The organism is Streptomyces sp. NPDC006711 (assembly GCF_042869775.1).
In the GTDB taxonomy this organism is placed as follows: Bacteria; Actinomycetota; Actinomycetes; order Streptomycetales; family Streptomycetaceae; genus Streptomyces.
Window position 1 is genome coordinate 354252 of sequence record NZ_JBIAGO010000001.1, and the last position, 19740, is coordinate 373991.

Below are 19740 nucleotides of genomic sequence, written 5' to 3' on the forward strand. Positions count from 1 at the left end.
CAAAAAGACTGACCCATTACGGAGGCACACCCATGCGACCCACCCGCGCCGCCCTGCTCATCGCCGCCGCAGCCCTGGCTCCGGCCCTCCTCGCGGCCCCGGCGTTCGCCGCCGGACCGGCGGCCCCGGCATCGACGACCGTGACGGCCACGACCGGCGCGTCCGTGACCGACCCGTCCCAGGACGACGACCGCGTCGCCGTCCTCCGCATCCTGGACCAGGCGACCAGGAACGGCGATCGAGCCGTCATCCAGGGCGCCAACAGAGCACTGGACACCGGCACTTCGGAATCACTACGCGCTTTCCTCGACACCGGCTACCCCAAGGCCCAGGCCGAGGACGACAGCGTCGCCGCGTCCCGCATCCTGTACCGCGCCCAGCAGAACGGCGACAAGGCCGTCATCAAGGCCGCCAACAAGGCACTCGACGCCGGCACCCCCGAAGCCCTCCGCGCCTTCCGCACCACCGGATACCCCCAGGCCCAGGCCGAGGACGACAGCTTCGCCGTGTTCCGCATCCTGTACCGCGCCCAGCAGAACGGCGACAAGGCCGTCATCAAGGCCGCCAGCACGGCACTCGACACCGGCACCCCCGAAGCCCTCCGCGCCTTCCGCACCACCGGATACCCCCAGGCCCAGGCCGAGGACGACAGCTTCGCCATCTCCGTGATCCTGGCCAGGCCGGGCATCAGCGACGCCCTGCGCGCGGCCGCCAGCAAGGCGCTCGACGGCACCCCCTCGGACATGCGGTACTTCCTGGAGGTCGGGCAGTACAACGTGGCCGGCTGACACCGCCGCCGCCAGCCGTGCCGAGTGGGGTGCCCGGTCACCTTGGCCGGGCGCCCCACTCACGTCCCGCCCCGACCATCCGACGGCACCGCCTCAGCCCAGCCGGTTGATCACCGAGCACAGCAGCGGGGTGTGTACGAACCGGTCGGGCCCCGAGGGGAGACACCGCCACGACAGCGGCCAGGTCTGCCCGCTGAGCGCCGGCACGGGTACGTAACTCACGCTGCCGCCATGCGAGTTGAACGCCGTCGCCACCACCGGCCACGCCCGGTGCGACGTACTGCGCGGCGGCACCAGGAAGTACACCGGCCGCCATCCGCGTTCGTCCGCCACGATCGGCCCCGGGTCGCCCCCGGTCAGCTCCTCCATCGCGTCCGCCACGCAGCGCCCGATGGGCCCATTGATCCGTACGGCGTCGAATTGCACGCCCGCTTTTCTGAGATGGACCCCGGAGAGGGGAATCCAGTCAGGGTTCGCTTCGTCGATTTGTGCGTTCACGGGGACAGTCTCCGCCCGTCCCGCTAGCGTTTTCCATGGCCATACGGGGAAGGTCGGGGAGCCGTTGACCAGCCTCAACTCCCCTTGTACTGGGTCGAATTCAGCGAGGCTGAGTCGTGACCGGTTGAGACCGGTTGAGTCGGAGCGTGATCGCACATGGCACGATCAGAAAACAAGGAGACGGCGGGACCGACCGCCCAGATGGTCGCCAAACTCGCCCGCCGATTGCGGCTGCGAAAAGGGTGGTCGCAAGAGAAATTGGGCAAGCTTCTCGGCTTCTCCGCCGGCGCGGTGAGCGCGATGGAAACGCTGGCCCAGCCCGCGTCCGACGACATGCTCGTCGCGCTGGAGAAGGTGCTCGGGGAAGGGATGGGCATCTTCGAGGAGGCCCGCCCGTTCGTACGGCTGGAGAAGTACCCGGTGCAGTTCCAGGACTACGCCCCGCTGGAGGAGCAGGCGGTGGTGCTGCGGTTGTACGCCACCCTGGTCGTCCACGGCCTCTTCCAGACGGAGGCGTACGCCCGCGCCCTGATCGGCGGCGGTTACCCTCCGCTCTCCGAGCAGCGGGTCGAGGAACTGGTCGAGGTGCGAATGGCACGCAAGGCCCTCTTCGACCGCGAGCCCGTCGCGCTGATCGAGGTGGTGCTGGAGGAGTCCGTACTGCGCCGGGTGATCGGCGGGGCCGAGGTCATGCGGGGGCAGTTGCTGCACCTGGCGGAGTGCGCGCGCCGACGCAACGTGACGCTTCAAGTCCTGCCCATTGACTGTGGGTTGACCGGCGAGCACGCAGGTGACCGTGGAGGAATGACGTTGGCGGAAACGCCGGAACACGATCACCTCCTCTACCTGGAACCACAGGATGAGAGCTTGCTGATTTCCGACCCCGCGAAGGTGAGCACGTACGCCCAGCGCTATGCGAAGATCCGAGCACAGGCCCTGGATCCTCGCGCATCGCTGGGCCTCATCGAGGAGTTGGCGGGAGATCAGAGATGAGCAACAACCTCCGGTGGTTCAAGTCCAGCTACAGCAGCTCCAGCGGCGGGGAGTGTCTTGAGACAGCCATCACGTGGCGCAAGTCCTCGTACAGCGACGACAGCGGCGGCCAGTGCGTCGAAGTAGCCCTGCCGTGGCAGACGTCCTCATACAGCAGCGACAGCGGAGGCAACTGCGTAGAGGTCGCACCCTGCGCCCAAGCGGTCCACATACGGGACTCCAAGGCCACCGACGGCCCCTCGCTCGCCGTGGCGCCCGGGGTATGGACCGCGTTCCTCGGGTGGAAGGCGGCGGCACCGGCCCGGTGACCCCGGGTGGGGGCGGCCGGCGGGGTCATAATCGCCGGGTGCCCATCCTGAGTTACCCCGAGGCCGACACACCGCCCCCGCTGCGCGCCCAGGTGCTCGCCCTCCAGGACGAGGCCTGGCCGCCGGGTGACGTACCGAGCAGCGGGCCGAGCCACGATCCGGGGCTCGACCCGCTCTCGATGCTGCTCACCGACGAACACGGCACCGTGCTCGCCGCCCTCGCCATCCTGCGCAAGGACCTCACGCACGCGGGACACCGGCTGCGGGCGGGCGGCCTGAGCACGGTGGTGACGCTGCGTGCCGAACGCGGGCAGGGGCACGGGCGGCGTCTTGTGGGCGCGGCCCGGGAGTCGATGGCTTCGTACGGGATCGACCTCGGCCTGTTCACGTGCGACCGGCCGCTGCGGGCGTTCTACGAGCGGGCGGGCTGGCGGGAGCTGCCCGGCGCCGTCGTGGTCGGCGGCACGCCCGACGCGCCGTTCCCGAGCGACGGGGCGGGCTTCGACAAGGTGACGATGGCCGCCTTCTTCACGCCCGCCGCCCGCGCCGCCCGGCCGTCGCTGCGGGGTGCCCGGATCGCGCTGTATCCGGGCACGGTCGACAGACTCTGGTGACGCGGAGGGCCGCGCGCTCAGATGAAGAGGGCGTAGAGCCGGTCGGCCCGGGCGGTGAGGCTGGGCGCGCCGTAGCCGCCGGTCTGGACCTGGGTGGTGGACCAGGCGGTGCCGTTCTGGACGGCGATGTGGAGCGTGCCGGAGGCGTCGCGGTACGCGACGTGCAGCTTGCCCGCGTGCGAGGCCAGGGCGGGCGCCTCGATGGTGGTCGCGGTGCCGACGCCCGCCAGGCCCGCCCAGGTAACTCCGTCGGTGCTCGACGCGAGCCAGACGGCGCCGTCCATCCCGGTATGGGCCAGGTACAGGCGGCCCGCGTGGGAGGTGAGCGCCACGGGGCGGGGCGTCTGCCAGCCGGTGATGGTGGTCGCGCCGGACCAGATGGTGCCGGTGAGGAGGGACACGTGGATCCTGCCGTCGCCGCCGACGTACGCGCAGTACAGGGTGCCGTTGTGCGAGGCGAGCGCCGGGGTGAGGGCGGAATCCCAGGCGCTGACGTGGACGGGGAAGGTCCAACCGCCGGTCGCGGTACGGGAGTTCCACCAGACGCGGTCGTCGCGGCCGATGTGCACGCAGTGGAGCGTTCCGTCGTGGACGGCCGCCCCGGGCGGCACATGGGTGGCGACGCCGTGGAACGTGGTGCCCGGCGTGTTCGTGTGGGGCGCCCAGTACAGGTACTGGGTGGCGGCGTCGGTGCAGAAGACGCTGGGCTGGGTGTCGTAGGTGAAGAAGACGCCGACGGGCGCGGTGCCCACGGTGCGCTTGTCGTCGAAGGCGCCTTCACCGGTCTCCCAGTTCGTCCCGGCCGTGCGCCGGTAGTGCGGGCGCACCGGGACGGGCTCGACGGCGCCGCGCAGCCACAGCTTGTGGCGGCCGCCGCGCCCCCCGTCGAACATCCACGACTCGTCGCGGCCCGCCGGGGTGAAGTAGCGGGTCAGGGCCGCGTGGGACAGGCCGATGGAACGCTCGCAGACCAGGTCGTCCTCGTTGGTCAGCCAGCCGAGGAGCGCGTTGATCAGCTCGCCCAGCACCGACAGGAGCGCGGCCCAGCCCTCGGCGTTGAACTCGCGGTCGGGCGGGCTGTAGTTCTGCTCCTTGGACGCCTCCGCGAGCCGGTCCGAGAGCGTACGCAGCACCTCGCGCATCTTGTTGTAGAAGCCGCCCGAGCTGTGGTCGGCCTCCCAGCACTCGATGTTCAGCGAGACATAGGCGCGCACCGTGCCGTCCACCAGGGTGAGGGCGTGGTCCCCGGTGAAGGCGCGATCGCTGCCGGTGACGACGGACCCGAACTCCGGTGTCTTGGCGGAGTTCTTCGCCTCGGTGTCGGTGCCGGCCGCCATCGCCCAGTAGATCTCGTCCTTGCCGAGCTCGTCCGAACGCCGCTCGCACACGAAACGCGACGGCGCCAGCTTGACCCGGAGCGGCATCGCGGACGCCGCCGGAACCCGCGCCACGTCCGCCGCGTCCGCCGCCTCCGTCCCGCGCGACGCGGTCAGCACGGTCACGCCCGCGCCGTACTCGGCCAGCGCCCGCAGGAATTCCTCGCTGTCCCTTGGGCCTTCGGGCTCCGTGCCGGTGACGTCCACGATCTCCACGTTGGGCTGCGCCACGATCTCCGCCGTGAGCGCCGCCAGGTCGTCCCGCAGCTGGGCGAAGTCGTAACCCGTCTTGTCCTCAAGGCGGTTGACCTCGGCGGGGAAGACCGCGACGCCGCCGCGCGCCGTCCGCTGCTCGGCGAAGACCCGGCCCCAGGACGCGATCTCCCGGTCGTCGGCGGCGCCCGCCCGCAGCACGTCCAGGAGCATCGCCTCAAGGCCGGTCGGTTCCAGGCCCTGCTCGAACCGGGACGCCGCGTGCAGCGCCGCGCCCAGCAGCAGGTTCTGCCCCCGGCTCAGCCCCCTGCGCCGCGCGGCCCGCGACCGGGCGCGCTCGCCCTGGAACCCCCGCAGGGTCTCGCGCACCCGCTCCAAGCGTTCCTCGGCACTGCGGAACTCCGGCATGACCCACCCGCCCCTTCGTCCACGGGCCCCGGCCGGGACCCGCCAGCAGCTAAGAACTGACGGACATCGGCGACAAGAGCGGCGAACGAGCCATACGTCCGGAAGTGGCCGGGCGCGGGTTGGGGGAGCGGGGTTGGCGCCGGTCCGTCCGGCACCCCTCGGCCCGAGTCCGGGGCGAAGCCTCAAGGGCCCCGGCTGCGGGCCATGCGTGGCTGGTCGCGCAGTTCCCCGCGCCCCTGGCGGGGCTGGTGCCGGCCCGCATGGACATACCCAGGCGTGAAGGGGGCGGAGAAGCGCGAGGCCCCCCGGCGCCCGCTGGGGAGCGCGCGCCGGGGGGCTTCGCTTTGCCGCGTTCGGACCGGCGCCACGCGGGCGCCGGTCCGGCCGTACGGGGTGGCCGTACAGAGCCGCCGTACTAGATGAAGGAGTTGATCTCGATCGTCTCGGTGCGGCCGGGGCCGACGCCGATCGCGGAGATCGGGGCGCCCGACATCTCCTCCAGCGCCTTCACGTAGGCCTGCGCGTTCTTCGGCAGGTCGGCGAAGGTCTTGGCCTTGGTGATGTCCTCGGACCAGCCGGGCAGCTTCTCGTAGATCGGCTTCGCGTGGTGGAAGTCGGTCTGCGAGTACGGCAGTTCCTCGACGCGCTTGCCGTCGATCTCGTACGCGACGCACACCGGGATCTCCTCCCAGCCGGTCAGCACGTCCAGCTTGGTGAGGAAGAAGTCGGTCAGGCCGTTCACGCGGGTCGCGTAGCGGGCGATCGGCGCGTCGAACCAGCCGCAGCGGCGGTCGCGGCCCGTGGTGACGCCCCGCTCGCCGCCGATGCGGCGCAGCGCCTCGCCGTCCTCGTCGAACAGCTCGGTCGGGAACGGTCCCGCGCCGACGCGGGTCGTGTACGCCTTCAGGATGCCGATGACGCGGCTGATCTTCGTCGGGCCCACGCCGGTTCCGGTGCAGGCGCCGCCCGCCGTCGGGTTCGAGGAGGTGACGAAGGGGTACGTGCCGTGGTCGACGTCGAGCAGGGTGCCCTGGCCGCCCTCGAAGAGCACGACCTTGTCCTCGTCGAGCGCCTGGTTCAGGATCAGCGTGGTGTCGGCCACGAACGGCCTCAGCTGCTCCGCGTACTGGAGCATCTCCTCGACGATCTTGCCGGCCTCGATCGCGCGGCGGTTGTAGACCTTGGCGAGCAGCTGGTTCTTGCCCTCCAGAGCCGCCTCGACCTTCTGCTCCAGGATCGACTCGTCGTAGAGGTCCTGGACGCGGATGCCGACGCGGTTGATCTTGTCGGCGTAGGTCGGGCCGATGCCGCGGCCGGTGGTCCCGATCTTGCGCTTGCCGAGGAAGCGCTCGGAGACCTTGTCGAGCGTGACGTTGTACGGCGTGATCAGGTGAGCGTTTCCGCTGATCAGGAGCTTGGACGTGTCGACGCCGCGCTCGTTCAGCCCGCTCAGCTCGGAGAGCAGGACCGCCGGGTCGACGACGACTCCGTTACCGATCACCGGGGTGCACCCCGGGGAGAGGATTCCGGAAGGGAGAAGATGCAGCGCGTACTTCTGGTCGCCTACGACGACCGTGTGGCCGGCATTGTTGCCGCCCTGGTAGCGCACCACATAGTCAACGGATCCACCGAGGAGGTCGGTGGCCTTTCCCTTGCCCTCGTCACCCCACTGAGCACCGAGCAGCACAAGTGCGGGCACAGGCGTACACCCCTTCCGGGCGGGGCATGTCCAAGGTCAGGGGCATACGCGTTCCCTACATGGGTGCGTACACCATGGGCCTGATCCGTTGAACCGGTTGCCCCGGAATAGACGAAGCCCCTGGCGCAATAGCGCAAGGGGCTCTTGCACAAAGATGCTACCCGAGGAAGGACCGAGGTGTCGGCTGCGCACCAGCTCGTCGTGCTCATCGACCCGGTCGCCCGCCGTATTGACGGCGAGTCCGTACGGATCGCGAAAGATGTGCTGTGTGCGGGAGCACAGGCGAAAATCTGCTGGCCACAGGGGCCGGAGGAGTTCGCGCGTGCGCTGGCCCGGCGGGGCCGGCGGCGCACGGTGGTGGTCGGCGACGACCAGGCGCTGCTACGCACCGTGACCCTGCTGCACAAGGAGCGTGAGCTCGGGCGGGGCGAACTCGCCCTGGTTCCGGTGGGCGGGGCGGACTCGCTGCGGCTCGCGCGGTCGCTCGGGGTGCCGATGGGGGCGGTGGCGGCCGCGCGGGCCGTCCTTGAGGGCGCGGGGCGCCGGCTCGACCTGCTGGTCGACGACTGCGACGAGGTGGTGCTCGGGGCGCTGCGGGTGCCGGCGCTCGGGCCGGTGCGGGCGCGGGGCGCGTCGCCGACGGTGTGGGGGGCGGCGCGCTCCCTCGTACGCACCCTGGTGCGGGCGCCGGCGCCGGTCGCGGCGGCGGTGGCGCACCGGTTGCGGGTGGAGGCGGACGGGGTGCTCCTGAGCGACCTCGACCTGCCGGTGGCCGGGGTGTCCGTCGCCTCCGCGGATGGGCTGGCGCAGGTCGCGGTGCGGGGGTGTGCGGGGGAGGAGTGGGTGCGGGCGTCGGCCCGGGCGGTCACGATCTCCGGGCCGGTGGGTGGGTTTCGCTACCGCGCGGACGGGGTGGTGGCGGGGCCCGTTCGCACGCGTACGTGGACCGTACGCCCGGGCGCGTGGCAACTGGTCCTGCCCGGGTGACCCGGGGCTCCGCCCCAGACCCCGTTCGGCCTGAACGGCCTCGTCCTCAATCTCCCCCAAGGCCTTAAGGGCCAGGGGGGACCCCCATGACGGGCTGAGGTTGCCGGTCCGGGCCAGCACGGACCCCGCCAAGGGGCGCGGGGAACTGCGCGACCAGCCACGCACGGCCCGCACGCAAAGGCTGACCCCATTCGCGCCTGAAGGGCGCTCGTCCTCAATCGCCGGATAGGCTGGGTATGCGCATGCCGGCCCGCACGCGGATGCCTCAGGGGCGCGGGGAACTGCGCGAGGAGCGACCACGGTCCGCAGCCAGGGTCCCTGGGGCTCCGCCCCAGACCCCGATCGGCCTGAACGGCCTCGTCCTCAAACGCCGGACAGGCTGAGATTGCCGCTCTGGACCAGCGCCGAGTAGTCAGGGGCGCGGGGAACTGCGCGACCAGCCACGCACGGCCCGCACGGGAGAGCCAACCCCGTTCGCGAAACGCCGGGCAGGCTGAGGGTGCCGCTCTGGGCCCGCACCGGATGCCTCAGGGGCGCGGGGAACTGCGCGAACGGGGTGGTCAGCATTGCACCCGGAGTTCGGTCACGCCTCGGATGACGAAACCCGGAGACCTCACCGGCTCCGCCGCCAACCGCAACCCCGGCGCCCGCGCCAGCAACTCCCCGAACGACGCCCGCAGTTCGACGCGAGCCAGCGCCGCGCCGAGGCAGTAATGGATGCCCGCACCGAAGGAGATGTGCGGGTTGTCGCCCCGCGCGAGGTCCAGGACGTCGGGGTCCGCGAACCGCGCCGGGTCGCGGTTGGCCGAGCCGAAGAGCAACGCCACCTCGCTGCCACGCGGCAACCGCTGCCCCGCGAACTCGATGTCCTCGAGCACCCAGCGCTCGAACAGCTGGAGCGGGGTGTCGAAGCGCAACAGCTCCTCGATGGCGGTGGGCAGCAGCGCGTCCGGCTCGGCCCGCAGCGCGGCGAGCTGCCCCGGGTGACGCAGCAACGCCCACCACCCGTTGGCCGTGGCGTTGACCGTGGCCTCGTGACCGGCGTTGAGGAGCAGGACGCAGGTGGAGACCATCTCCTGCTCCGTGAGGCGAGCGCGCCCGCCCCCGGGGCCCGCGCCCCCGTCGTCGTGCGCCGCGATGAGGGCGGAGATCAGGTCCTCGCCGGGGTTCTCGCGCCGCTCGGCGATCAAGTGGCCCAGGTAGTCCGAGAATTCGAGCGACGCGCGCACCGCCCGGGCGGCGGCCTCCTCGTCCGGATCGAGTTCGTACATGCCGCAGATCGCGGCGGACCAGGGCCGCAGGAGGGGCCGGTCGGCCGCCGGGATGCCGAGCATTTCGGCGATGACGGCGACGGGGAGCGGTTCGGCGACCCCGGCCACGAGATCGCCGCCGCCGGCCGCGACGAAGTCGTCCACGAGGCGGGCGGCGAGCCGGCGTACGGCGGGCGCGAGGCGTTCCACGGTGCGCGGCGTGAACGCCTGGGAGACGAGGCGCCGGACACGGGTGTGGTCCGGGGGCTCCAGGTCGAGCATGCCGTGGTCGTTGAGGGTGTGGAAGGGCTCGTGCGCGGGCGGCGGCGGCGTACGGCCGAACTCCTCGTGCGTGAAACGGTGTTGATAGCTCCGGCCGAGCCGCCGGTCGCGGAGCAGCGCGGACACGTCGGCGTGGTGCGGGATCAGCCACTGGTTCGTGGGCGGGTGGTGGTGGACGCGCCCGGCCGCGCGGAGCTCGGCGTAGGCGGGGTAGGGGTCGGTCACGAAGTCCTGGGCGTCGGGGCGGAACGGGGTGTGGTCCATCCCGCGAGGATGAACCCCGGCCGCCCCTCCTGTCCCGCGAACCCGCGCGGAGGCCGGGGCCGGGCCCAGGGTTCAGGACGGGGTGACCAGACGGGTTTCGTAGGCGTAGACCGCCGCCTGCGTGCGGTCGCGCAGACCCAGCTTCACCAGGATCCGGCTGACATGCGTCTTGATCGTCGACTCCGCCACCACGAGCCGCTCCGCGATCTCCTGGTTGGAAAGACCCCCCGCGATCAGCACCAGCACCTCCGTCTCGCGGTCGGTCAGCTCCTCGACCTCACCCGTCGGCGACGCCGCCCGCTGGGCCGGCAGGACCCGGGCGAACTCGTTGATCAGGCGCCGGGTCACCGAGGGGGCGAGCAGCGCCTCCCCGGACGCCACCACCCGTACACCGTCGGCGAGTTGGCGCGCCGAGGCGTCCTTGAGGAGGAACCCGGACGCCCCGGCCCGCAGCGCCTGGTAGACGTACTCGTCGAGGTCGAAGGTGGTCAGGACGAGCACCTTCGACGAGTCGTCCGCCGCGACGATCTCCCGCGTCGCCTCGATGCCGTTCATGCCGGGCATGCGGATGTCCATCAGGACCACGTCGGGGCGGAGCGCCCGGACCCGCGCCACCGCCTCGCGCCCGTCGACCGCCTCGCCGACCACCTCGATGTCCGGCTGCGCGCCGAGCAGGACGGAGAACCCCTCGCGCACCATCATCTGGTCGTCCACGATGAGGACCTTGATCGTCATGCCCGCTCTCCCGTCTCCTTGGCCAGGTCCACCGCGGACTCCGGCTCGGCCGGGGCGACCGGGATGAAGACGGTGACCTCGTAGCCGTCCTCGGCCGTCCGCTCGGCGGTCATCACGCCGCCGAGCATCGCCACCCGTTCCGCCATGCCCGTGAGCCCGTGTCCCGACCCCTGCGACGGCCCCGCCTGCGAGGTCGCGGGACCGTTGACGACGCGCAGGCCGAGCCCGCCCAGCACGTATCCGATCTCCACCCGCGCCCCGGCCCCCGGCGCGTGCCGCAGGGTGTTGCTGAGCGCTTCCTGGATGATCCGGTACGCCGACAGCTCGACGCCCTGCGGGAGTTCGCGCACCGCGCCGGTGATGACCTTCTCCACGGGCAGCCCGGCCTCGCGGACGTTGGCGAGGAGGCTGTCCAGGTCGGCGAGGGTGGGCTGGGGGGCGTCCGGCGCCTCGTAGTCCTCGGCGCGTACGACTCCGAGCACCCGGCGCAGTTCGGTGAGCGCGGCCACCGCGTTCTCGCGGATCGTGGCGAAGGCCTGGGTGAGCTCGGGCGGGGTGTTCTCGACCCGGTAGGGCGCGGCCTCGGCCTGGATGGCGACCACCGACATGTGGTGCGCCACCACGTCGTGCAGCTCGCGGGCGATGTTGGTGCGCTCCTCAAGGACCGTGCGCCGGTCCCGCTCGACGGCGGTGACCGACTTCTCCGCGCTGACCTGCCGCTCGGCGTCCTTGCGGATGTGCACCACGGAGATGACGAGCAGGACCGTGCCGTAGAAGACCGCCATCTGCACGCTGCCCAGGGAGTCCGTGCGGCCCCTCATGGTGCTCAGTACCATGCTGATGGCGAGCGTGACCGCCCACATCCAGGCCGCCACCCGGGGCCGGGTGCGCAGCGCCACCACGGCCAGGACGCTCAGGTGCATGAACACCGTCCCCGGCGTCCACGGGCTCATGCTGCCGTGGTCCCCCAGCATCCCGCTGACCACGATCACCGCGCACGAGAGCCAGAACGCGCCGATGGGGCGTACCAGCGTCATGACCACCGGCACCGCCACGATCAGCCCGCTCAGCAGGAAGGCGCGGCCGCCCTCGAACGCGCTCAGGGCGGTGTAGCCGAACAGCGTCGTGAGGAACGCCAGGAAGCAGACCACCGCGTGCGGCGCCCAGGCGGCCGTCTCGCGCAGGCGTCCCGGCAGGTGGCGCGCTATCGCGCCGTCCGTCCGGCGGGGCGGCAGCGGCCGGTAGGCGAACGCGTCGTGGAACAGGTCCCGGCGCAGCCCTCCGTACGCGTCCATCGCGAAGCGGAATTCCGGGGTGCGCCCGGCGCCGCCGCCCGCTGCCGTGCTGCCGCTGCCCTGCCGGGCTCTGTTCGTCTCGTTCACGCACACCACGGTAGGCGGCGGCCCCGGCGGGGGCGTCCGGCTGGATGGGGATCTCGCGGGGTCCGCCTCAGGGACTACACCGCGCCCGCGCCCTCCCCCGTCCGGTGGCGTCAGGCGTCCGCCGTCACCTTCGCGACGAACGCCGCGACGTTCAGGACCGTCCGCTCGATCTTCTCCTCCACCGTCAGCGTCTCGTGCAGCCGCGAGCCGGCGTCCGCCGTCTTCCTTCCGCGTACGTAGAGCGAGCAGTCGAGGCCGGCGCAGATGTAGGCGCCCACCGAGTTGCCCTGCTTGCCGGGCCTGCCCGCCTTGGGGGCGACCATCAGGGACACGCCGCCCGCGTGGGTGGTCAGGCACAGCGAGCACATGCTGCGGCGCTGGCGGCCCGAGACCGCGCCGGAGCAGCGCAGCGCCAGGCCCTGGAGGCGGCCGTCCAGCTCGATGACGAGGTAGCCGCGGTCGGGTGCCTGCGGATCGCGCCAGCCGAAGTAGTCCAGCTCCTCCCAGGGCCGCTCGGCCAGGTCGTGCGGCACGGCCATGCGCTTGGCCTCGCCCTTGGTGCAGTTCACGAAGGCGGTACGGATGTCTCGTTCGGTGAGCGGCTTCATAAGCATCACGGTAATTTGCCTAAAGGTTTTAGGCAAACGCATAATTGGTTCAGGCAGATCGGATGCGTCCGACTCGTCGGGTATGCGGGATGCGTCGGGCATATCGGGCGCGAGGGACGCGAGGAAGAGGAGGGCCGGGCATGGCACGCGTGGGGCTCACCACCGAACGGCTGGTCCGGGCGGGCGCCGAGCTGGCCGACGAGGTCGGCTTCGAGCAGGTGACCGTCTCGGCCCTGGCCAGACGGTTCGACGTGAAGGTCGCGAGCCTGTACTCGCACGTCAAGAACTCCCAGGACCTCAGGACCCGGCTCGCGCTGCTCGCCCTGGAGGAGATGGCGCACCGGGCCGCCGACGCGGTGGCGGGCCGCTCGGGAAAGGACGCGCTCGCCGCCCTCGGCAACGTCTACCGCGACTACGCCCACGAGCACCCCGGCCGCTACGCCGCCGCCCAGCTGCGCCTCGACCCGCAGGCGGCGGCCGCGAGCGCGGGCGCCCGGCACTCGGGGATGACACGGGCGATCCTGCGCGGCTACGACCTCACCGAACCCGACGCGACCCACGCGGTGCGGCTGCTCGGCAGCGTCTTCCACGGCTACATCAGCCTGGAGATGGGCGGCGGGTTCAGCCACAGCGCCCCCGACACCCAGCAGACCTGGGAGCGCACCCTGGACGCGCTCGACGCCCTGCTGCGCAACTGGCCCCCGGCATGAGCCGCCCCGACGCACCGCACGCGAACCCGGCCACCCCACCCGACAGGAACCCCGACCCGATGACGACGCCGCCCCCCGCGCCGATCGCGCACCCCGTGCACACCCCCATCACCGCTCAACTCCTGCGCAGCGCCATCGAGTTGGAGCGCACCGAGCGTGGGCTGCTGCCGCACCGGCTGCCCGCGCGGGCCCGCGCCCAGGGCGCCGACGCACAGCTGCTCATGGCCGAGTCCCAGCCCTCCGGCGTACGCCTGGCCCTGCGCACCCGGGCCACCGCGATCGAACTGGACACGCTGCCCACCAAGCGCGTGTACGTCGGCACACCGGCGCGCCCCGACGGGCTCTACGACCTGCTCGTGGACGGCCGCCCCGTCGCGCGGGGCAGCGTGCCCTGCGGCAGCACGCTCACCATCGACATGACCACCGGCGCCACCGAGTACCGGCCGGGCGAGCCCGGCACCGTGCGCTTCACCGGCCTCTCCCCCGACATCAAGGATGTCGAGATCTGGCTGCCGCACAACGAGACGATCGAGCTCGTCGCGCTGCGCACCGACGCGCCCGTCGAGCCGGTCCCCGACCGGGGCCGCGCGGTGTGGCTGCACCACGGCAGTTCGATCAGCCACGGCACCGACGCCGCGAGCCCCGCCACCACCTGGCCCGCGCTCGCCGCCTCGCTCGGCGGCGCCGAGCTGGTCAACCTCGGGTTCGGCGGCGGCGCGCTGCTCGACCCGTTCACCGCGCGGACCATGCGGGACACGGCCGCCGACCTGATCAGCGTCAAGATCGGGATCAACGTGGTCAACGCCGACCTGATGCGGCGGCGCGCCTTCGTCCCGGCGGTGCACGGCTTCCTCGACACCATCAGGGACGGACACCCGGACGCCCCGCTCCTGGTGATCTCGCCCATCCTGTGCCCCATCCACGAGGACACCCCGGGGCCCTGCGCGCCCGACCTCGCGGAACTGGCCGCCGGACGCCTGCGGTTCCTGGCGACGGGCGACCCGGCGGAACGGGCGAGCGGGAAGCTCACGCTGTCCGTGATCCGGGAGGAGCTGGCGGCGCTGGTGGCGGCCCGTTCGGCGTACGACCCCAACATCCATTACCTGGACGGCCGTTCGCTCTACGGCGAGCAGGACGCCACCGAGCTGCCGCTGCCCGACGCCCTCCACCCGGACGCCGCGACCCACCGCCGCATGGGCGAGCGGTTCGCCCAACTGGCCTTCAAGGAGGGGGCGTTCGCGGCCGGCCGCCGCTGAGCGGGCCGGCGGCGGCCGCCCCAGTACGCCTCAGTACGCCTCAGTACGCCTCAGTACGCCAGCTGCGCGATCTCCTCGGCCACCACCGCGCACGCGTCGGCCGAGGGGTCGATGAGCGGGAAGTGCCCGACGTCGTCGAGGAGCGTCAGGCCCACCATCTCGCCCGCCTTCGCCGCCGCGTCCACGTACGCCTCCGCCACCGCCCGGGGTACGACGATGTCCTCGCGGCCCTGCACCACGGTCGTGGCGATCCCGGTGGGGAGCAGGGCGGCGGGGTCGGCGTGCGGGGCCCTGGCAGCCAACTCATCGGCGCCGCCCAGGAGTTGGGCGACCGCGCCCGAGCACACGTCGAGCTCCACCGCGCTCGCGAAGTCGGCGATCGGGGCGAGGGCCACCACGCCGCGCAGGGCGGCGGGGTCCGGGGTGCGCCACGGGGAGCCGGGCGGCAGCAGGTGCCGGGCCGACGCCCACAGCGCGAGCTGACCGCCCGCCGAGTGCCCGGCCAGCACGGTGCGGCGCGGATCGGCGCCGGGCACGGCGTCGCGTACGAGAGCGGGCAGCGCGTCCAGGGCCGCCGCCACGTCGTCGAACGTGTCGGGCCAGCGCCCGGCCACCGGGCCCGCACCGCCCTGTCGCGGCAGCGGACTCCCGCGCCGGTACTCGACGTTGGCCACCGCGAACCCGCGCCGGGCCAGGAAATCCGCGAGCGGGCTGACGTGCGTGCGGTCGTACGGAGCGCGCCAGGCGCCGCCGTGCAGCAGCACCACCAGGGGGGCGCCGGCGCGGGCGCCCCTCGGGGCATAGAAGTCGACCACCTGATCGGGGTGGTCGCCGTAGGCGGCGGTGGCGTCGGGGGCGACGGCGGGATGGGAGAAGGCGGATGCCTCTTCGGCCGCGTCACGCTCTGCGGGATCCGTCATTCCCCAACCTTTCGCCAGGCCAAGCCGGTTGATCACCCGGGTGCCCCGGACGCTACCAGGGCGTCCGGGGCACCTTCGCGGTCCGGTGGCTCAGGACAGGAGCGCCGCGAGGCACACCGCCGCCCGGTGCGCGTCGGCGAAGCCCACGTACAGCGGTGTGAAGCCGAAGCGCAGGACGTCGGGGCGGCGGTGGTCGCCCACCACGCCCGCCTCGATGAGGGCGCGCATCACGTCACCCGCGTTCTCGCAGCGCAGCGACACCTGACTGCCGCGCTCGGCGGCGGGTTCCGGCGTCACCGAGGTGACCCGGCCCGCCGGGACGTACGCCGTGACGCACTCCAGGAAGAAGTCCGTCAGGGCAAGGGACTTGCTCCTGACCGCCTCGATGGAGACGCCGTCCCACACGTCGAGCGCGGACTCCAGGGCGAGCAGCGACAGGATGTCCGGGGTGCCGACCCGGCCACGGGCCGCGCCCTTGCCCGGCGCGTACGCCGCCCGCATCCCGAAGGGGTCCTCGTGCGAGTTCCAGCCGGGCAGCGGGGTGTCGAAGCGGTCCTGGTGGTCGGCGCGCACATACAGGTACGCGGGTGAACCCGGGCCGCCGTTCAGGTACTTGTAGGTGCAGCCCACCGCGAAGTCCACGCCGTGCGCGCCGAGTCCCACCGGCAGCGCGCCCGCGCTGTGGCACAGGTCCCACACCGCGAGGGCGCCCGCCGCGTGGACGGCGGCGGTCGTGCCCGGCAGGTCGTTCAGGCGGCCCGTGCGGTAGTCCACGTGGTTGACCAGGACGGCGGCCGTGCGCGGGCCCAGCGCGGCCGGGATGTCGGCGGGGGCAAGGGGGCGCACCCGGCGGCCCGTCATGCGCGCCGCCGACTCCGCGACGTACCCGTCGGTGGGGAACGTCGAGGCGTCGACCAGGATCTCGTCCCGGTCATCGCCCGCCAGGCGCACCGCGCCCACCAGCGCCTTGAAGACGTTCACGCTCGTCGAGTCGCCGACCACGACCGTGCCGGGGTCCGCGCCGAGGAGCGGCGCGATCCGGTCGCCGACGCGTTCCGGCGCGGTCCACCACCCGCTCTCCTCCCAGGAGCGGATGCGCAGCCGGCCCCACTCGCGGGTGATGACGTCCTGCATACGGGCCGGCACGTGCCGGGGCAGCGCGCCCAGCGAGTTGCCGTCGAGGTAGACCACGTCGTCGTCGAGCGCGAACAGGCCCCGGTGGCGGGCGAGTTCGTCGGCGGCGTCAAGGGCGGCGGCCTTGCGGGCGAGCGCGTCGGGCGCGGCCGGGGCGTGGGAGGGGGCCGAGGGGCCGGTTTCGGCCGGGGCGTGGGAGGGGGCCGAGGGTGCCGTCTCGGCCGGGTGCTCAGACATGGCTGCGCGCCGTCCACAGCTCGGGGAACACGTTCTTGGTGGCGCGCTTCTCCAGCCAGGCCACGCCCGCCGAGCCGCCGGTGCCGACTTTCGTGCCCATGGCCCGCCGGGTCGCCACCAGGTGGTCGTTGCGCCAGCGCCACACCAGCTCGCCGACATCGGTCAACGCCTCGCCCAGGCGCACCAGTTCGGCGTTCTGGTCGCCCGCGTACAGCTCGGACCAGACCGCCTCGACCTCGGCGGACGGCTCGTACTTGCGGGTCAGGTCGCGCTGGAGGAGGGACGCGGGGATCGCGTACCCGCGCCGCGCGAGCAGCGCGAGCACTTCGTCGTACAGGCTCGGCTCGCCCAGCGCCTTCTCCAGCTCGGCGTGCACGCGCGGCGCGCCCCGGTGCGGCACCAGCATCGAGGCCGACTTGTCGCCGAGCAGGAACTCCATCCGCCGGTACATCGCCGACTGGAACCCGGAGCCCTCGCCGAGCGCGGACCGGTAGGAGTTGAACTGGGCCGGGGTCAGCTGCGCCAGCGGCGTCCACGACGCGTTCAGCGCCTCGAGCTCCCGTACCGAACGCTTCAGGGCGTCCACCGCCACCCGCACGTCATCCGCGCGCAGGGCCCGCGACGCGGTCTCCCACTCGTGCACGATGACCGTGAACCACAGCTCCATGACCTGGGTGGTGACCAGAAAGACCATCTCGCCCGGGTCGTCGGAGAGCGGGTGCTGGAGGTGGGTGAGGACGTCGGCCTGGACGTAGTCCTCGTACGGGGTGGTGCCCGCGAAGTCCAGGTTGGGGGTCTCCGGCTCGTCGCCCCGCTCGGGCGGCGTGACCGGTTCGGACATCTTTGATGACATCGCTGTCTCCTCGATGTGTCCGGGTAGCGGTCCGCCCCTTCCTTGGTCGGCATCGGAGCCCCGGTCCCCACCGGCATCATAAGCACGGTTCTGTCCGGTGCGTCAGGGCACCGAGGGGCCCGTGACGAACGTTCCCTGCGCGGTGTAGGGCCAGGCGTTGGACTTGCAGCCGTTGAGGCCCTTGATCTGCTGCATCATCACCGGGGCGGTCTTGCCGGGCCCCGGGCACGCCATGTGCTGGTGGTAGCCGATGAGGTGGCCTATCTCGTGGTTGATGATCAGATGGCGGTACTCGGCGGGCGGCCCGTCGTACTGCGGCGACCCCGTGACCCAGCGCTTGAGGTTGACGACGACACCGCCGCTGACCTCGCAGTTCAGCTCGCCGCCGGTGTCGCCGACGGCCACGCAGAGCTTGTCGGTGGTCTTCGGAGTGGCGATCTTGATGACGACGTCGGCGCCGCTGGAGACCAGCTGGAAGCGGCCCTTGCCGTGGGCGGCCCAGCTGCGCGGGTCGGACAGGATGGTCTGGATGTCGAGGGCGGCCTGGGCGGCGGAGACGTCCGCGCCGTCCTCGACCTGCACCTGGTAGCGGCGCAGCGGGCCGGCGGCGCCGACGACCTTGCCGGATGCCTTAGCGGCGGTGAAGGTGCCCGGGCCGGACTGCGGTACGTCATCCGTCTTGGGGGCGCCCGATCCGCTCGGGTCCGGTGATCCGCTCGGGTCCTTGCTCGGCGGAGGCGGCTTGAGCTGGGCCTCGGCGGGCTGGGAGGACTGCTCGCGCGGGGGGCTCGCCGCGATGTTGCCGGCCTCCACGCCGGACGTGGACCGGCCCGGCCACTGGGCGACGGCGACCCCGCCGGCCAGGGTGGCCGCGATCAGCGCCCCGGCGACGAGCAGCACGCGCGAACGCGTCCGCCGTCGTCCGGGGCGCCCGCGTCCGCCCCGGTCCTGGCGGCGGCCCGGCCCGGGTGCGGCCGCCCGGCCCGCCGTGCTGGATCCACTCGTGTTGCTGCGGGCGCCTCGCTTGCCCAAGACAGAGCTCTCCCCTGTTCCCCGGCTGGAGTTGGGGGGAGAGGAGTGGGGCCTCCGCGCCAGCCTGTCGATGCGGCCGGACGGCGGGCGATCGTGGTGTTCGCGCGCGCGTCGGGGCCGTCCGTGTCAGACATACAGATGCCACTCGCGGCCCGGACGTTCCCTCCGGACCGCGAGTGATCGACTTCGGCCCCGGTACGGGGTGGTTCGGGGCGGCGCTGGCGGTGCGGGGTCAGCCCAGGGTGTCGGCGGCGAGCGGCGAGGAGTCGCGCAGGAAGGTCGTGCAGCGCTCGTACTCGCCCTCCTCACCGATCGCGTGCGCGGCGCGCGCCAGGGCGTGCAGGGCGCGCAGGAAGCCCCGGTTGGGCTCGTGCTCGAACGGGACCGGGCCGTGGCCCTTCCACCCGGCGCGGCGCAGCGAGTCCAGGCCGCGGTGGTAGCCGGTGCGGGCGTAGGCGTACGACTCGACGGTGCGGCCGGCGTCGAACGCGTCGTCGGCGAGCTGCGCCCAGGCGAGGGAGGAGGTGGGGTACTTCGCGGCGACGTCGGCCGGGGCGGTGCCGGCGGCGAGCAGGTCGCGGGGCTCCGGGTCGTCGGGGAGCAGGGTGGGGGCGGGGCCGCCGAGGAGGTTTTCGTGAAGGGACATGCGGGCCAGTCTGCCAAAGCCCGCCGGGGGTCGGGGGTGGCCACCTCTTCCCGACCCGGGCGGGGGGCGGGTGCCGGCGTCCCTGACGGGGGCGGTGCGGGCCCGCATGCGAGTGGCTGGCCGTTCGGCCGGGGTGGATTCCGGGTGCCGGTCGTGCGTGGCTGGGCGCGCAGTTCCCCGCGCCCCTGAGCATCCGGTGCCGACCTGCACGTGGGTGGCTGGCCGTTCGGCCGGGGTGGATTCCGGGTGCCGGTCGTGCGTGGCTGGTCGCGCAGTTCCCCGCGCCCCTGAGCATCCGGTGCCGACCCGCATGCGGGTGGCTGGCCGTTCGGCCGGGGTGGATTCCGGGTGCCGGTCGTGCGTGGCTGGCCGCGCAGTTCCCCGCGCCCCTGGCGGGGCTGGTGCTGGCCCGCGTGGGCGACCTCGGGGCGGGCTTGCCCCTGACTACTCGGCGCTGGCCCGTATGGGCACCTTCAGCCCGTCATGGGGGTCCCCCCTGGCCCTTAAGGCCTTGGGGGAGTTTGAGGACGAGCGCCCTTCAGGCGCG

The 19740-nt window shown here is 72.6% G+C and carries 19 protein-coding genes; 7 read left to right on the plus strand and 12 right to left on the minus strand.

The window, feature by feature from the left end:
- Positions 1–32: 32 nt before the first annotated feature.
- Positions 33–788, plus strand: a complete 756-nt coding sequence (locus tag ACFYM2_RS01560) for an ALF repeat-containing protein (protein WP_388458410.1) — start codon at positions 33–35, stop codon at positions 786–788.
- 93 nt (positions 789–881) lie between these two features.
- On the opposite strand, the gene ACFYM2_RS01565 is transcribed toward ACFYM2_RS01560, so the two are convergent.
- Positions 882–1286, minus strand: coding sequence for a hypothetical protein (locus tag ACFYM2_RS01565; RefSeq protein ID WP_388458408.1), 405 nt, complete (start codon positions 1284–1286; stop codon positions 882–884).
- A 156-nt stretch (positions 1287–1442) separates the two neighbouring features.
- Here ACFYM2_RS01565 and ACFYM2_RS01570 point away from each other — a divergent pair, with 156 nt between their 5' ends.
- Genes ACFYM2_RS01570 through ACFYM2_RS01580 form a run of 3 tightly spaced genes read left to right on the plus strand, consistent with a single transcriptional unit; the run spans position 1443 to position 3201 of the window.
- Entirely contained in the window at positions 1443–2279 is an 837-nt protein-coding gene (locus ACFYM2_RS01570) for a Scr1 family TA system antitoxin-like transcriptional regulator (protein ID WP_388832450.1), read from the plus strand.
- Positions 2276–2587 carry a DUF397 domain-containing protein gene (locus tag ACFYM2_RS01575; protein WP_388832453.1) on the plus strand — a complete coding sequence of 104 codons (312 nt, stop codon included), beginning with the start codon at positions 2276–2278 and terminating at the stop codon, positions 2585–2587. Before ACFYM2_RS01570 ends, ACFYM2_RS01575 begins: the two co-directional genes overlap by 4 nt.
- A gap of 38 nt (positions 2588–2625) precedes the next feature.
- Entirely contained in the window at positions 2626–3201 is a 576-nt protein-coding gene (locus ACFYM2_RS01580) for a GNAT family N-acetyltransferase (RefSeq protein ID WP_388832456.1), read from the plus strand.
- 17 nt (positions 3202–3218) lie between these two features.
- On the opposite strand, the gene ACFYM2_RS01585 is transcribed toward ACFYM2_RS01580, so the two are convergent.
- Positions 3219–5198: a hypothetical protein gene (locus tag ACFYM2_RS01585; protein ID WP_388832459.1), complete on the minus strand. Its 1980-nt coding sequence runs from the start codon at positions 5196–5198 to the stop codon at positions 3219–3221.
- A 415-nt stretch (positions 5199–5613) separates the two neighbouring features.
- Complete coding sequence (locus ACFYM2_RS01590) at positions 5614–6897, minus strand: adenylosuccinate synthase (RefSeq protein WP_388458401.1); 1284 nt, start codon at positions 6895–6897, stop codon at positions 5614–5616.
- Positions 6898–7074: 177 nt separating this feature from the next.
- Here ACFYM2_RS01590 and ACFYM2_RS01595 point away from each other — a divergent pair, with 177 nt between their 5' ends.
- Complete coding sequence (locus ACFYM2_RS01595) at positions 7075–7884, plus strand: diacylglycerol kinase (protein ID WP_359008602.1); 810 nt, start codon at positions 7075–7077, stop codon at positions 7882–7884.
- Between the two features lie 560 nt (positions 7885–8444).
- On the opposite strand, the gene ACFYM2_RS01600 is transcribed toward ACFYM2_RS01595, so the two are convergent.
- The 4 genes from ACFYM2_RS01600 to ACFYM2_RS01615 all read right to left on the minus strand — a co-directional run bounded on the left by ACFYM2_RS01600 (position 8445) and on the right by ACFYM2_RS01615 (position 12405).
- Positions 8445–9680, minus strand: a complete 1236-nt coding sequence (locus tag ACFYM2_RS01600) for a cytochrome P450 (RefSeq protein ID WP_388832462.1) — start codon at positions 9678–9680, stop codon at positions 8445–8447.
- A gap of 72 nt (positions 9681–9752) precedes the next feature.
- Positions 9753–10415 (minus strand): response regulator transcription factor, encoded by a 663-nt coding sequence (locus ACFYM2_RS01605; RefSeq protein WP_359008598.1) that lies wholly within the window; start codon positions 10413–10415, stop codon positions 9753–9755.
- The gene (locus ACFYM2_RS01610) at positions 10412–11710 is read right to left on the minus strand and encodes a histidine kinase (protein WP_359008622.1); all 1299 of its coding nucleotides are present in this window, start codon (positions 11708–11710) and stop codon (positions 10412–10414) included. The genes ACFYM2_RS01605 and ACFYM2_RS01610 overlap by 4 nt, the downstream gene beginning before the upstream one ends.
- A gap of 197 nt (positions 11711–11907) precedes the next feature.
- Positions 11908–12405, minus strand: a complete 498-nt coding sequence (locus ACFYM2_RS01615; protein ID WP_359008596.1) for an FBP domain-containing protein — start codon at positions 12403–12405, stop codon at positions 11908–11910.
- Positions 12406–12545: 140 nt separating this feature from the next.
- Here ACFYM2_RS01615 and ACFYM2_RS01620 point away from each other — a divergent pair, with 140 nt between their 5' ends.
- Positions 12546–13115, plus strand: a complete 570-nt coding sequence (locus tag ACFYM2_RS01620) for a WHG domain-containing protein (protein ID WP_350231221.1) — start codon at positions 12546–12548, stop codon at positions 13113–13115.
- Positions 13116–13174: 59 nt separating this feature from the next.
- Positions 13175–14371 (plus strand): GDSL-type esterase/lipase family protein, encoded by a 1197-nt coding sequence (locus ACFYM2_RS01625; RefSeq protein ID WP_388832465.1) that lies wholly within the window; start codon positions 13175–13177, stop codon positions 14369–14371.
- 50 nt (positions 14372–14421) lie between these two features.
- Here ACFYM2_RS01625 and ACFYM2_RS01630 read toward each other — a convergent pair whose 3' ends face one another.
- The 5 genes from ACFYM2_RS01630 to ACFYM2_RS01650 form a co-directional block, all read right to left on the minus strand.
- Positions 14422–15291, minus strand: coding sequence for an alpha/beta hydrolase (locus ACFYM2_RS01630; protein ID WP_388832468.1), 870 nt, complete (start codon positions 15289–15291; stop codon positions 14422–14424).
- 90 nt (positions 15292–15381) lie between these two features.
- Positions 15382–16662 carry a kynureninase gene (gene kynU / locus ACFYM2_RS01635; RefSeq protein WP_388832470.1) on the minus strand — a complete coding sequence of 427 codons (1281 nt, stop codon included), beginning with the start codon at positions 16660–16662 and terminating at the stop codon, positions 15382–15384.
- Entirely contained in the window at positions 16655–17503 is an 849-nt protein-coding gene (locus ACFYM2_RS01640) for a tryptophan 2,3-dioxygenase family protein (protein WP_388458502.1), read from the minus strand. Before ACFYM2_RS01640 ends, kynU begins: the two co-directional genes overlap by 8 nt.
- Before the next feature lie 114 nt (positions 17504–17617).
- Positions 17618–18415, minus strand: coding sequence for a DUF3152 domain-containing protein (locus tag ACFYM2_RS01645; protein WP_388832473.1), 798 nt, complete (start codon positions 18413–18415; stop codon positions 17618–17620).
- A 364-nt stretch (positions 18416–18779) separates the two neighbouring features.
- Positions 18780–19193: a DUF3151 domain-containing protein gene (locus ACFYM2_RS01650; RefSeq protein WP_359008584.1), complete on the minus strand. Its 414-nt coding sequence runs from the start codon at positions 19191–19193 to the stop codon at positions 18780–18782.
- Positions 19194–19740 lie beyond the last annotated feature (547 nt).